The 13,309-nt window shown below is 69.5% G+C and carries 12 protein-coding genes; 5 read left to right on the top strand and 7 right to left on the bottom strand.

Translation table 11 applies throughout. From position 1 onward, the window contains the following. Both NJ4_RS21605 and NJ4_RS21600 read right to left on the bottom strand, forming a co-directional pair. Positions 1-995: hypothetical protein (locus NJ4_RS21605; protein ID WP_067440329.1), on the bottom strand; the 995-nt coding region annotated here is incomplete at its 3' end. Continuing rightward, complete coding sequence (locus NJ4_RS21600) at positions 992-1,864, bottom strand: TIGR03619 family F420-dependent LLM class oxidoreductase (RefSeq protein ID WP_067440327.1); 873 nt, start codon at positions 1,862-1,864, stop codon at positions 992-994. The genes NJ4_RS21600 and NJ4_RS21605, both read right to left, overlap by 4 nt. 45 nt (positions 1,865-1,909) lie before the next feature. Here NJ4_RS21600 and NJ4_RS21595 point away from each other — a divergent pair, with 45 nt between their 5' ends. Beyond that, entirely contained in the window at positions 1,910-2,350 is a 441-nt protein-coding gene (locus NJ4_RS21595) for a nuclear transport factor 2 family protein (protein ID WP_067440322.1), read from the top strand. Between the two features lie 52 nt (positions 2,351-2,402). Next, positions 2,403-2,981: a hypothetical protein gene (locus tag NJ4_RS21590; protein ID WP_157551283.1), complete on the top strand. Its 579-nt coding sequence runs from the start codon at positions 2,403-2,405 to the stop codon at positions 2,979-2,981. Here NJ4_RS21590 and NJ4_RS21585 read toward each other — a convergent pair. After that, positions 2,972-4,171 (bottom strand): MFS transporter, encoded by a 1,200-nt coding sequence (locus NJ4_RS21585; protein ID WP_067440313.1) that lies wholly within the window; start codon positions 4,169-4,171, stop codon positions 2,972-2,974. The two genes, NJ4_RS21590 and NJ4_RS21585, sit on opposite strands and share 10 nt — an antisense overlap. A 1,049-nt stretch (positions 4,172-5,220) precedes the next feature. Next, positions 5,221-6,141 (bottom strand): EamA family transporter, encoded by a 921-nt coding sequence (locus NJ4_RS21580; RefSeq protein ID WP_067440311.1) that lies wholly within the window; start codon positions 6,139-6,141, stop codon positions 5,221-5,223. A gap of 40 nt (positions 6,142-6,181) precedes the next feature. Here NJ4_RS21580 and NJ4_RS21575 point away from each other — a divergent pair, with 40 nt between their 5' ends. Continuing rightward, the gene (locus NJ4_RS21575) at positions 6,182-6,682 is read left to right on the top strand and encodes a MarR family winged helix-turn-helix transcriptional regulator (RefSeq protein ID WP_174524622.1); all 501 of its coding nucleotides are present in this window, start codon (positions 6,182-6,184) and stop codon (positions 6,680-6,682) included. Here NJ4_RS21575 and NJ4_RS21570 read toward each other — a convergent pair whose 3' ends face one another. Then, complete coding sequence (locus tag NJ4_RS21570; RefSeq protein ID WP_067440309.1) at positions 6,683-7,522, bottom strand: aldo/keto reductase; 840 nt, start codon at positions 7,520-7,522, stop codon at positions 6,683-6,685. 60 nt (positions 7,523-7,582) lie between these two features. Between NJ4_RS21570 and NJ4_RS21565 the strand changes: the two genes are divergently transcribed. Continuing rightward, positions 7,583-9,001, top strand: a complete 1,419-nt coding sequence (locus NJ4_RS21565) for a phytoene desaturase family protein (RefSeq protein WP_067440305.1) — start codon at positions 7,583-7,585, stop codon at positions 8,999-9,001. Between the two features lie 177 nt (positions 9,002-9,178). Here the strand turns inward: NJ4_RS21565 and NJ4_RS21560 are convergent, their stop codons facing one another. Further along, positions 9,179-12,196: an alpha-mannosidase gene (locus NJ4_RS21560; protein WP_067440301.1), complete on the bottom strand. Its 3,018-nt coding sequence runs from the start codon at positions 12,194-12,196 to the stop codon at positions 9,179-9,181. 84 nt (positions 12,197-12,280) lie between these two features. On the opposite strand from NJ4_RS21560, the gene NJ4_RS21555 reads away from it, so the two are divergent. After that, complete coding sequence (locus NJ4_RS21555) at positions 12,281-13,009, top strand: class I SAM-dependent methyltransferase (protein WP_067440296.1); 729 nt, start codon at positions 12,281-12,283, stop codon at positions 13,007-13,009. On the opposite strand, the gene NJ4_RS26100 is transcribed toward NJ4_RS21555, so the two are convergent. Then, positions 13,010-13,309 (bottom strand): hypothetical protein (locus NJ4_RS26100; protein WP_169799307.1); only part of this gene is annotated, 300 nt, incomplete at its 5' end.

Raw genomic sequence — 13,309 nt, 5'->3', positions numbered from 1 at the left:
CCGAGAGCGCGGGCGACGCGCTGCCAGCGCAGCATCATCACACCCTGGGGATGGCCGGTGGTCTCGAGCCAGTTCGCGATGCCGGGATCGCGTGAGCTGATCACGTAGCGCAGCAGCCCGTCGTCGCCGACGGACGACTGGGCCCGGGTGAGCGAGGTCTGGTGGTGCTCGTAGTCGGTCGAGACATACCACTTCGAGCCGATCTGGATGGCTTGGTACGGCGCGTCGTCACAGACGGGGACCGTCACCACCAGGGCCTCCTCCTCGGCCACTGTGTAGTGGCCGATCGAGGAGAACTGCGAGGCCAGGCCACCCGGCGTCGAGGCCGGGACGGTCAGCGTGTTGACCGGTTCCTTGTAGGTGAACCACTCGGGGAACGCGAACCACGTCTTGATCCGGCCGACGAGCAGCTTCGCCGCGACGGCGTAGCGCTTCTCGATCCGCTCGGTCGAGAGCGGGCCACGTGGTACCCCGGCAGAGTCGAGCCGTTGGATCCGCAGCGTGCCGCGCTCCTCGGCGTTCCAGTCGCTGTAGACCTCGCGGACGATCAGCGTCGCACCCTTGCCGACGCCGAGCTCGGGACCGAGCCGCCACTCGAATGATCCGTCGTCGGCGATCGTGAGGTCGCGGTCGTCGAAGGCCGCAACAGTGCTGGGGAAACCCGCTTCCGTGTAGCCGCCGTCCATCACTTGGAAGGACAGGTCGGCCGTGGTCCCGCGGCGACCGGTGACGACGTACGACGCCCCGGCGTCCAGGTAGGCGTTGAAGTAGATCGCATCGGGGTTGTCGAGCCCCTGGCGCGCGTACTGGTGCGTGGGGTTGATCAGCACCGGGTGCTCGAGGTCGTAGTCGAAGGCCATCTGCAGCGAGGACCGGATCGACCCGGCGAGGTAGTCCAGGCCCTCGGCGAGCTCCTGCTCGCTGATCTCGAACGGTGGGTTGCGAATCAGCTGCTCGGCCTCACTGACCGCGGCCGCGAAGACTTCCGTGCTCACAGCTTGCCGATCACAGACTCGGCGTACCGCTGCAGGTGCTGGATCTTCTTGTCGAGCGGCTCGGTGTCGGGACCCTTGATGTAGGGCACCCGGAAGCCGACGATGCAGTCGGTGACGCCCTTGTCCTCCAGGCGCTTGACGCCCTCGAGATCGTAGGCGTCGAAGGAGATCACGTGCACCTCGAAGTCCGTGCGGGTGTCTCCCTCCTCTTTCCGGATCTCGGCCAGCCGGGCGAGCAGCCGGTCGAGCTCCTCACCGTCACCGCCGGCGTGCATCCACCCGTCGCCCCTGCGGACGGCGCGGCGCAGCGCGGCGTCGCTGTGGCCCCCGACGAGAAGCGGGATCTTCTCGGTGGGGGCGGGGCACTGCTTGATCGGGTCGAAGGAGAAGAACTCCCCGTCATAGCCGAAGAACTCACCACTGGTCAGCCCGCGGAGGATGTCCATGCACTCGTCCATCCGCTTGCCGCGTCGGGCCCAGGGGATGCCCATCACGTCGAAGTCCTCGGGCCAGGGAGACAGCCCGACGCCGAGCCCGAGACGGTTGTTGTTGAGGAACGCGATCGAGCTGGCCTGCTTGGCGACCAGCACCGGTGGACGCACCGGCAGCTTGAGCACGAACGGCGTGAACCGCAGCGTCGTGGTCACCGCCGACAGGTGGGAGACCAGGATCATCGTCTCGATGAACTCCTTGTCCTCGAGGAACTCCCGGTCGCCGGTGTCGGTGTAGGGGTACTTCGAGTCCGACTCCCGGGGATAGATCAGGCTGTCGGCCACCGTCATGCTGGTGAAGCCGGCGGCCTCGGCGGCCTGCGCCAGCGGCGCGTAGTACTCGGCACGGGTCATCGCCTCGGCGTAGGTGAATCGCATGGCCCCACACTAGAACGTGTTCTTATTTTGTGCCAGAGTCTGGCCATGGACCTGCAGGAGCTCAGTGACCGCCAGGAGATCACCGACCTCCTCACCCGCTACACCCGCGCCGTGGACACCAGGTCGTACGACGACCTCGCCGCGGTGTTCACCGCCGACGCCGTGCTCGACTACCGCGCGTCCGGAGGTCCGATCGGGACGCCCGCAGAAGTGGTGCCCTGGATCGAGCAGGGACTGGCCGGCTTCCAGCGGACCCAGCACATCCTGGGTCAGCTCGCGATCACCTTCGACGGGCCCGTTCACGACCAACCGGACCGGGCCCACGTGACGGCGTACTTCACCAACCCGATGGTGGTGATCAACCCCGATGGGAGCGAGGGTCTGTGGGAGGTCGGGGGCTACTACCACCACGACCTCGTGCGGCTCCCGGACGGTTGGCGCTCGACGAAGATCGTCGACGACGTCCAGTGGACGCGGGGTTTCTGAGGTTCCCCTGCAACAATGGTGCCCGTCCCACTCGACCCGAGAGAGCGTGCCCGTGAGCGATTCCGAAGACAAGCCCGTTGTCAACGGCCTGGTTGCTCTCGTCGCCGTGGCCGTCGTGGTCGGCCTCCTGGCCGGCATCGCGCTCATGATCGGCACGAAGATGCTCGGTGTGGGCGGTGGCGACGGCGGAGACGGCGGGCCTGCTGCGGGCGAGTCCCTGGTGCTGCCGGACCCGTCGCGAACCACGCGCCAGTCCGACCCGCTGATCACACTGCTCCCCAGCGACGACGATGGGGCTGAGTCCGACTCGGCATCGGCCAGCAACGAGCCGAAGGCCACCAAGAAGGCCAAGCCGAAGGCCGAGATCTCCCTGACCCAGGGCGCGTTCAGGGCGTCTCCGGGCGAGGACCTCTATCTGTCCGGCATCTATCCGCAGGGCGAGGGCGCCGTGCTCGATGTGCAGATCCGGGTCAACGCCGGCTCCTGGGCCGACTTCCCGGTCGACGTGAACGTCTCCGACGCCACGTTCAGCACCTACGTCAACACCTCGCAGACCGGCGACATCGAGTGGCGTGTGGTCGACAAGTCGAAGAAGCTGACCTCGAACGCCGTGAAGGTCACCTACGGCTGACTCGATCTGAGCCGCCGGTCGAGGCGCCGGGTCCAGTGGCCCACCCAGCCGGTGCCGGCCAGCGCGGCCAGACCGAAGACCACGGACGCCGTGGCCAACGGCGCGACGGTCGTCACCGCGCTGATCAGGAGCGGGCCCGAGGTGCCGCCGAGATCGCCGCACAGGCGCCACCCGCCCAGATATTGCGAGCGCCCGAGCGCGGGCGCGGTGTCGGCGCCGATCGTCATCACGATGCCCGAGCCCAGGCCGTTGCCGGCCGCGATGAGTACGGCGACCGCGAGCACTGCGGCTTCCGTGGTGGCCAGGGGCAGGATGAGCGCGCCGATCGCCACCGCGAGCACGACGGGCACCGCCACGACCGCACGGCCGCGGTGGTCCATCAGCCAACCACCCGGGAAGAAGAACAGGATGTCGACGCCGGCGGCGACCGCGAAGACCAGAGACGTCTCGGAGCCGGACATGCCGACGTGGTCGGCCCACAGGGGCAGGAGGGTGCCGCGGATCGACCGCGAGGCGCCGATGACGATCACGCCGACGCCGAGCGTGAGCAGGGTGTGGCGGTGGGCGAGCAGGACCGAGAGGACGCTCGCGTGGCCGGCGGCCCGCTGGTCGGCGCGGGAGTCGTGGCCGAGGTCGCGCATCAGGCGCGCCATCACCGCGGAGCACAGTGACATCGCGGCCGCCAGTACGAACACCGAGGCGAGGCCCTGCCAGGCGATCACGGCGGCGCCGATGACGGGGCCGACGAACAGGCCGACTCGATGACTGGCGCCCAGGCTCGACATCGCCCGTGCCCGGTGGGTCGGCGGCACCGCCTCGATGAGGAAACCCTGTCTGGCCAGGAGGAACCCGGTCCACGTGGCGCCGGAGAGGACGACGGCCGCCCCGAGGAGAGGTACCGACGTGGCGCGCCAGGCGACCAGCATCGCGACGCAGTCGACCAGGCCGCACAGCGTGAGCATCTGGCGCTCTCCGATGCGCGCCACGACGGCGCCGGCGGGCAGGCTGGTGACCAGCTGGCCGATGCCGAGAAGGGCGACCACCAGAGCCGCCGTACCGACGTCGGCGCCGAGGTGACGGGCCTGGAGCGCGAGCACCGGCATCACGGCACCGTGCCCGATCGAGCTGACGATCGTCGGACCGAACGCCTCGAACGCCACGGTGCGCAGCTTGAAGTCGGTTGCGGTCATGCGGGGAGCATGAAGTTCGGGATCGCTGCCACGGCTCCATCTTGGCAGTCCCTGCACTCTCCCAGCGTTGGCGAGCACTCTCTGGTCGGGCCTGCGGGAAGAGTGAGCTGAGAAAGTTCTCCACACCCCTACTTCTCAGGGGGTCTTCGGCGGTCGGTTGTCGGTGGCGGACGGGTTGGATCTGGTGTTCCGGTTGCCGAAGTGTTGGGCGGTGCTGGCGACGTTGCGGTGTGAGGCGTGGGTGGCGTGCAAGCTTGCCCGGTTGACTCGGCACCTTTCGGTGGCGGAGGCGGCCTATGTCGATGCGGCGGTGGCGGAGGCGTTGTTGGGGGAGCAGCCGTCGGTGGTGTCGGAGTTGTGCGAGGCGAAGGTCATCGAGGCGAACCCGGTGTTGCACGAGGTGCGCACGCGTGAGGCGCGGGAGCGGCAGTTCGTCTCGATCGGGCGAATGGATGCGGCGGGGCTGCGGCATCTGATTGCCCGGGTGGAGTGTGGACACGCGGCGGGCGGAGGCGTTCGGGTGGTTGGCGTGTCCGGCGCACTTGTTGGCGGCGCTGCGTTCGGTGGATCCGGCGAAGCTGCGCCCGCGTGCGGTGGTCTATGTGCACCTGCACCAGGCCGCGCTGGCGACCAGTCGCCCGACCGGGCGCGGAGCGGTGGCCAAGGTCGAGGACGCCGGCCCGATGCTCCCCGACCACCTGGGTCCGTTGCTGGGCAAGGCGTTGGTGCAGGTCACCGAGGTGGTCGACCTCAACGGGGTGACGCCGGTGGCGACCTATGTGCATCCGCAGTGGCTCAAGGACCGGGTGCAATTGATCCGTCCGCGTACCGCCTACCCGTTCTCGACCACGATCAGCCGGCGGGTCGACCATGACCACCCCGTCCCGTACCAGCACGGCCAGAAGGGCCACGCTCAGACGGAATCAGGGGCGCCGCCGGGCCAGAGCAGCCAGTCGGGTCAGACCGGAGTGCACAATTCTGCCCCGTTGGGCCGGTATCAGCATCGGGTGAAGACCCATGCCCAGTTCACGGTGCGAACCGGCTTCCGGTCATCTGACGCTCAGGGATGCCGCCTCGGTCACACGAACGCCCCGGCCGCGACCCAGCTTGCGGCGTGCCGCGGACACGATCGCCGGCTGTCCGAGGAGCACGCCCATCAGCACCAGCGCCATCCCGGTTGCCTGCACGGCACCGAAGACCTCGTGGGCGAACGCGACACCGAGCAGGGTGCCGGCCACCGGGTTGAGCAGGCCGATCAACGACACGGAGGCTGCGGGCATGCGCTGGAGCCCCCGGAACCACACGTAGTTGGCCAGTGCCGTGCCGATCAGGCCGACGTAGAGGAACCCGCCGACGGCCCGCACATCCAAGGCGGGGGGAGCGCCTTCGACCAGGAGCGCGACCGGGAGCAGCATCAGCCCGCCGGCGACCAGCTGCCAGGCGGTGAGCGTGAGCAGGTCGACCGGTGCCTTCCAGCGCTTGAGCAGCACATAGCCGACCGACGACATCGCCACGGCCGAGAGCGAGGCGGCCACGCCGATCGGGTCGACGGTGAACCCGGCGCGCAGCACCAGCAGGGAGACGCCGAGCACGCCCAGGAGGGAGCCGGCGATGGCGGGCCGGCGAGGTCGTTCGCCGATCAGGAACCAGGCGACCACCATCATCGCAATCGGTGCGGTGGCGGTCAGGGTCGCGGCCATGCCGCTCGGCAGGCGGTACGCCGCGACGAAGATCAGCACGAAGAAGGCGCCGATGTTGAGGGTGCCGAGCACGAGGCTGCGCCACCACCACGAACCGGTGGGCAGGGTCGGCCGCAGCGCGAGGAGCAGGAGGCCGACCGGAAGTGCTCGCATGAGCGCCGCGAAGAGTGGGCGGTCCGGTGGCAGGAACTCGGCGGTCACGAAGTACGTCGATCCCCACGCCATCGGTGCGATTGCGGTGAGCAACACGTTGCGCCACATTGTTTCCATGGAAAGCATAATAGTTTCCAAGGAAGGTATATTCCAGGCCATGACCAGTCGCATGGATCACGTCGGGCGCATCGTCGACCAGTGGGCGCAGGAGCGACCCGAGCTCGACACGGCACCGATGGCCGTCATCGGACGACTCCACCGCGTCGGCGACGCGATCCGGGAGCGCCTCATCGAGGTGTACGCCGAGTTCGGTCTCAGCGAGGGAGAGTTCGACCTGCTGGCCTCCCTGCGCCGCAGCGGGGCGCCGTACGAGCTCAGTCCCACGGAGCTGGCCGCCACGACCATGGTCACCTCGGGCGCGATCACCAAGCGCGTCGACCGACTGGAGGCGCGCGGCCTGGTCGAGCGCAGGGCCGCCCGGCACGACGGCCGGGCCAGGACGATCGCCCTGAGCCCGGCCGGCGGCACGCTGATCGACCGGGCGGTCGAGGCCCACTACGCCAACGAGAAGCGGCTCATCGAGGGCCTGCCCGACATCGACCGCGCCAGGTTGGCGCGGATCCTGCAGGCCTGGGGCGAGCTCCTCGACGTCGACTGATCAGACCCGGTCGAAGACCTTCGGGTCGGGACCGATGCGTCCTTCGGCGCCCTTGTCGAGCGCGCTGATCGCGGCCACGTCGTCCGGGGACAGGGTGAAGTCGAAGATCTCGAAGTTCTCCTTCATCCGCTCCGGGTGCATCGACTTCGGGAAGATGATGTCGCCCCGCTCGATGTGCCAGCGCAGGGTCACCTGGGCCGGGGTCTTGCCCAGACGGGCCGCGATCTCGCCGATCACCGCGTTGTCGAGCACCGTGCCCTGACCGATCGGCGACCAGGCCTCGGTGAGCACACCTCGCTCGGCGCCGGCCGCACGCGCCTCCTCGTTGCCGAAGAGTGGGTGCACCTCGATCTGGTTCACCGCCGGGAGGACACCGGTCTCGGTGATGATGCGCTCGAGGTGGTCGGGCTCGAAGTTGGAGACCCCCACCGACTTCGCGCGACCGTCGCCGGTCAGCTCGGCCACGGCCTGCCAGGTCGAGACGAAGTCGCCGTCGTACTGCGTGGGCAGCGGCCAGTGGATCAGGAACAGGTCGACGTGATCGAGACCGAGGCTGGTCAGCGACTCGTCGAACGAACGGCGTACGTCGTCGGGCCGGTGGTGGGGGTTGTTGAGCTTGGTGGTCACGAACAGTTCGTCACGGGCGATGCCGGAGCCGGCGATCGCCTCGCCGACGCCCTTCTCGTTGCCATACATCTGGGCCGTGTCGATGTGGCGGTAGCCAGCCTCCAGCGCGGAGGTGACCGTCGCTGCGGTCTCGTTCGGCGGCACCTGGAAGACGCCGAAGCCGAGCTGGGGGATGGAGTTGCCGTCGTTGAGGGTCAGGGAGGGAACAGTCATGCCCCCTAGACAACCACGCGCGTGCAACTAGTCCGCGAGGTGCGTGACACAGTGGGGGGCGTGACCGACGCTGTCGTGGTCGGCAGCGGGCCCAACGGTCTCGCCGCCGCCATCACCCTCGCCGACCATGGCGTGGACGTGCGCGTGCTCGAAGCCAAGGAACGGGTCGGCGGCGGCACCCTCACCTCCGAGCTCACCGTTCCAGGGTTGCTCCACGACGAATGCGCGGCCTTCCACCCGACCGGTGTCGGCTCGCCGTACTTCCAGACCCTGGGCCTCGAGGAGTTCGGGCTGCGATGGCTCTGGCCCGAGATCCAGCTCGCGCACCCGCTCGACGGCGGACGAACAGCACTGCTGTGGCAAGACGTTGGGCGCACAGCGACCGGACTCGGTGCCGACGGACCCGCGTGGAACGGACTCTTCGAACGCGCGGCCCGCACCTTCGACGACCTCGCCGCTGACGTGTTCCGCTCCATCACCCACGTGCCTGAGCACCCCCTCGAGCTGGCCCGGTTCGGCCTGCGCTCGCTGTGGCCGGTGCCGTGGGTGGCACGACGGTGGCAGTCAGACGAAGCGCGGGCGCTGTTCGCCGGGATGGCAGCGCACAAGTTCGGGTCGCTCACGAGTCCGCTCTCCGCATCGGTCGGCCTGATGCTCGGCGCCGCCGCGCATGCCTACGGCTGGCCGGTGGCCGAGGGCGGCACCGAGTCGATCACCCGGGCCCTGGTGGGCAGGCTCGAGCTGACCGGCGGACGGATCGAGACCGGCGTCCGCGTGACGTCGTACGACGACCTCGGCGAACCCGACATCCTCATCCTCGACACCGCCCCCGACGCAGTGGTCCGGATCATGGGGGACCGGCTCCCCTCCCGCACCCGGAGGGCCTACCGGCGCCATCGATTCGGACCGGCCGCGTTCAAGGTCGACTACGCCATCGAGGGCGACATCCCGTGGGAGAACCCCGAGGTGCTCAAGGCCGGGACGGTCCACCTCGGCGGCACCCTGGAGGAGATCGTGATGAACGAGGCGAAGGTCGGCCGCGGCGAGATGCCCGACCTGCCGTTCGTGCTCCTCGGCCAGCAGTACCTCGTCGATCCGCTCCGCTCCGGCGGCGAGTCGGGCCTCAACCCGGTCTACGCCTATGCCCACGTGCCACACGCCTGGCCCGGGGACGCCTCCGAGTCCGTGACCGCACAGATCGAGAGGTTCGCCCCGGGGTTCCGTGACACGGTCCGGCACGTGCACGTCCGTGACCCAGCGGGGCTCCAGGCGCACAACGCGAACTACGTCGGCGGTGACATCTCCACCGGCGCGAACGACGGCCTTCAGCTGGTGATGCGACCCAGAGTCGCGCGAAACCCTTATTCCACGGGCGTTCCAGGTGTCTTCATCTGCTCGTCGGCCACGCCACCAGGTGCTGGCGTGCACGGGATGGGCGGTCGCAACGCGGCCCTCTCGGCACTGGAGGAACGTCGATGATCAGTCGGCGCAGTGGGTGAGGTCGTTGAGGACCTTCGTCAACTCGTCGAAGTCGTCGTCGACGATCATCTGAAGGGCGTCGCCAGGTCGTCCTCCGAGGGCCGTCCGCCGCAGGCTGCCATCGCGATCAACAGGATGAGCGCCAGCGCTGCCCGCGTCAGTGTCTTCACGGTCAGCTCAACGCCGTGCCAGTCGCAGGGTCACGATCTGGAACGGCCGCAACGTCAGGGTGACCGGGTCGGTCCCGGTCAACCCGTCGCGCTCCAGCGGCCGCTCCAACAGGTCGACCTCGCCGACCTGCGCGACCTCGAAGGCCGGAGTCAGCCGCACGTCGGTCCGCGCGCCCAACGGCTCGTAGAGTCGGACGATCACGTCTCCCGACCGGTCCTCGGCGAGCTTGAGGCACTCGACGTACGCCGTCCCGCCGGTGACCGTGACCAGCGGTGGCACCGGGGCACCGTGCGCACGCCGGACAGGCAGGTTGAGCGCGTAGCCGGCGGCGGCGGCCTCCGCCACCCCGGCGCCGGGCACGATCGACGTCCGGAACGTGTGGGTGCCCTGGTCGGTCTCGGGGTCGGGGTAGCGCGGGGCCCGCAGCAGTGTCTGTCGCACGGTCGAGAACGTGCCACCCCCGTCATGCGGATGCCGGGTCACGTCGTGGCCGTACGTCGAGTCGTTGGCGATCGCGGCGGCGTAGCCGCCGTCCTCGACCTGCACCCACCGGTGCGCGCAGACCTCGAACCGGGCCGCGTCCCACGTGGTGTTCTCGTGGGTGGGCCGGGTGACATGGCCGAACTGCGTCTCGTAGCGAGCGTGGTCGGTGTGCACGTCGACGTCGCAGGCCAGCTTGAGCACCCGCTCGCGCTCGTGCCAGTCGACGGTGGTCTCGATGTCCACGCGGCCCTCGGCCAGGGTGATCGTCTGGGTGTACGACGACCCGCCGAACGTGCCGCGCACCTCGACGACGTCTCCGGTCGAGCCGACGTTCGTGGTCGTCGAGCCGGCCAGGTCGCTGACCTGGTTGCGATAGAAACGATCGAGGTCCCAGGCGTCCCACTTGTTCGGGAAGTCGGGGTGGATCTGCAGCAGGTTGGCCGCCCCGCCGGGGGGCAGCACCTCGCGACCGGCGGCCAGGTCCTGGATCGACCGGATCACGCCGGTCCCGTCGACCGACACGCGCAGTCGCTCGTTCTGCAGCACCGTGTGGTCGTCTGCTCCTTCGTTGGCCGAGCAGCGAGCGCCAGCGAGGGTGTCGAGACCCAGATCCAGCAACGCGACCGGCGAGGCGTCGAACACGACCTCGCCGTCGCCCGACCCGGACTCGTCCCGCGGCCCGTCCCCGGCCCCCGCCAGCGCACCGATCGCGCGCTCGATGATCGCCTCCAGCTCCCCGGCCACCCGGGCGTACTCGAGCTCCGCCTCACGGTGCACCCAGGCGATCGACGAACCCGGCAGGATGTCGTGGAACTGCTGCAGCAGCACGGTCTTCCAGATCGCCCGGAGCTCGTCGTAGGGATAGTCGACCAGGCCGAGCAGGTCGGCGTACGACGACCACAGCTCGGCCTCACGCAGCAGGTGCTCGGAGCGCCGATTCCCTTGTTTGGTGCGGGCCTGTGAGGTGTAGGTGCCCCGATGGATCTCGAGATAGAGCTCCCCGGCCCACACCGGCGCCGCAGTGCCGTACTCCGCTTCGGCCGCGGTGAAGAACTCCGCCGGCGACTCGATGGTGACCTGGGGAGACCCCTCGAGCGAGGCCGTACGACGAGCGCGCTCGACCATGTCGCGCGTGGGACCACCACCCCCGTCGCCGTGACCGAACGGGATCAGCGATCGGGTGGACAGACCCTTGTCGCGGAAGTTCGACGCGGCCCGGGCGAGCTCGCTGCCCGACAGGGTGCCGTTGTAGGTGTCGGCCGGCGGGAAGTGCGTGAAGACCCGCGTGCCGTCGATGCCCTCCCACCAGAACGTGTGGTGCGGGAACTTGTTGACCGTGTTCCACGAGATCTTCTGGGTCAGGAACCATCGGAACCCGGCCAGCTTCACGATCTGCGGCAGCGCCGCGGTGTAGCCGAACGAGTCCGGCAGCCAGACCTCTTCGCAGTCGACGCCGAGCGTGTCGATGAACCACTGCTTGCCCATCACGAACTGGCGCGCCATCGCCTCGCCGCCGACCATGTTGGTGTCGGACTCGACCCACATGCCGCCGACCGGGATGAAGCGCCCGGCATCGACCTGCTCACGGACACGGGCGAAGAGCTCGGGTCGGTGCTGCTCGAGCCATTCCCACTGCTGCGCCGAGCTCATCGCGTGCCGCAGGTCCCCGGTGGTGTCGATCAGGTGAGCCACGTTGGCCACGGTCCGGGCCACCTTGCGCACGGTCTCGCGCACCGGCCACAACCAGGCCGAGTCGATGTGGGCGTGCCCGATCGCGGTGATCTGGTGGGCGCTCGCGTTGGCCGGCCGGGCGAGCACGTCGGTCAGCTCCGACCGGGCGCCGGCAGCAGTTCCGGCGACGTCGTACGGATCAACCGCCTCGACCGCACGCTCGAGTGCGTAGCGGATCTCCCAGCGGCGAGCGTCGGTCTCGGCCAGGGTGCGCTGGAGGCCGTCGAGCACGTCGACGTCGGCGTTCAGGCCGAGCACGTCGTCGTTGCGGGTGCAGATCTCGGCGCGGCTGATCGTGTACATCGGCTCGCGGGTGGAGGTCTGCCGGTCGCCCTGCTCGGTGGGCGTGTAGCCCGGCCCGATCGCCGGGTTGGCCGCGGCCTCGACGTAGAGATCGACCCGCTCGCCCGGTGTGACGGGGATCCACGAGTTCTGCGGGTTGAGGCCCTTCACCACCGTGCCGTCGGGACGGTGCACCAGCGCCTCGGCCTGCATGCCGGGGCGTCGGGAGGCCCAGCCGAGGTCGAAGACGATCTCCGGTGTCACCGCGTCGTCCGGCACGGTGCCGGTCAGGTGGAACCAGCTGGTGCCCCATGCCGGGCCCCAGCGGTCACCCACCTGCGCGGGTTCGTACGACGCCTCACGCGCCACCTCGAACCCGACGGGCTCACCGACCGTGCCGTCCGGGGAGGGGGGAACGTGCCAGGCCTCGACGTGCAGGTCGGCGATGCCCTGGTGGATCAGCGGTCTGACCCGCTCGTCCATCAACCGCCCGAGCCGGCCTTCGATCTCCTTGCCGCGATCATGCATGGGGTCGACCCTAGGGGACGTGCGGCCCGCGGCGCGGGCAGTCGCTACCGTGGCCCCACACCACTCACCGTTCCGGAAGGGCTCATGAACCGCCACGCATTCCTGGCCGGCCTCCACGACGTGGTTCGTCCGCGAACCTACCTGGAGACCGGCGTACAGATCGGTCAGAGCCTCCAGCTCTCACGCGTGCCCAGCATCGGCATCGACCCGGAGTTCTCGATCACCCGCGAGATCCAGGCCGACGTGCAGCTGGCTCGCACCAGCAGCGACGAGTTCTTCGCCCGCAAGGACCCGCTGGCGCACCTGCCGATCCCGGTGGTCGACCTCTCGTTCATCGACGGCATGCACCTGGCCGAGTACGCGTTGCGCGACTTCCTGGCGGTGGAGCGGTTCACCACGCCGGCCTCGGTCGTGCTCTTCGACGACACGCTCCCGCTGAACGTCCCGATGGCGAACCGGAAGCGCGCGACCACCGCCTGGACCGGTGACGTCTACAAGGCGGCGGCGGCGCTGCGTGAGCTTCGCCCCGACCTGGTCGTCCTCGACATCGACACCACCGTGACGGGCACCACGCTGGTGCTGTGTCCCGATGCGTCCCGCGACGGTGTGCTCGACGGTTACGACGACTGGTTGGAGTCGGCAGTCACGCCCGACCCCCAGCCGGTTCCGCAGCAGATCCTGAACCGCACGAACGTGGTCGACCCCGAGCGGGTGCTGGCCAGTGCAGGGTGGAGCCGGCTGGTGCAGCTGCGCGGGTCCGGGAGTGCCGACGCCGCGTCGATCCGAGCGGCGTTCAGCGACGTGCTGGGCTGATCACCCGCGCAGGCGCCGGACCTGACGGCGTACCTGCTCGGCACGACGCTCGGGCAGCACCGACAGTGCCCTGTGGGCCAGCGCGCGAGCGGTCCGGGCCGAGGTCGCGGCCTGCGGGGTCGGGCGCGGATGCGGGTCGGGCAGGCGGGAGCCGTCGGGGAGTCCGCCCCAGAGCAGGACCACGGGTCGACGGGGCCCCTGCACGAGCAGCCTGGCCTGCACGCGCACGACCGGGTCGGACTCGGAGTCGGTGCCGGGTCGGAGCCTGATCCTCCAGGTGCCACGCAGGTTGCGGCGGGG

The sequence above is a fragment of the Nocardioides jensenii JCM 1364 = NBRC 14755 genome (assembly GCF_001552535.1).
Taxonomy (GTDB): Bacteria; Actinomycetota; Actinomycetes; order Propionibacteriales; family Nocardioidaceae; genus Nocardioides; species Nocardioides jensenii.
The sequence above is the reverse complement of the archived record's forward strand: the minus strand, read 5'-3'. Positions and strand labels throughout refer to the sequence as shown.

Coding starts and splice junctions, on each gene's coding strand:
- NJ4_RS21595 (WP_067440322.1), top strand. CDS start 1,910: ATGGACCTGCAGGAGCTCAGTGACCGCCAGGAGATCACCGACCTCCTC.
- NJ4_RS21585 (WP_067440313.1), bottom strand. CDS start 4,171: ATGACCGCAACCGACTTCAAGCTGCGCACCGTGGCGTTCGAGGCGTTC.
- NJ4_RS21600 (WP_067440327.1), bottom strand. CDS start 1,864: ATGCGATTCACCTACGCCGAGGCGATGACCCGTGCCGAGTACTACGCG.
- NJ4_RS21575 (WP_174524622.1), top strand. CDS start 6,182: ATGACCAGTCGCATGGATCACGTCGGGCGCATCGTCGACCAGTGGGCG.
- NJ4_RS21580 (WP_067440311.1), bottom strand. CDS start 6,141: ATGGAAACAATGTGGCGCAACGTGTTGCTCACCGCAATCGCACCGATG.
- NJ4_RS21570 (WP_067440309.1), bottom strand. CDS start 7,522: ATGACTGTTCCCTCCCTGACCCTCAACGACGGCAACTCCATCCCCCAG.
- NJ4_RS21555 (WP_067440296.1), top strand. CDS start 12,281: ATGAACCGCCACGCATTCCTGGCCGGCCTCCACGACGTGGTTCGTCCG.
- NJ4_RS21560 (WP_067440301.1), bottom strand. CDS start 12,196: ATGCATGATCGCGGCAAGGAGATCGAAGGCCGGCTCGGGCGGTTGATG.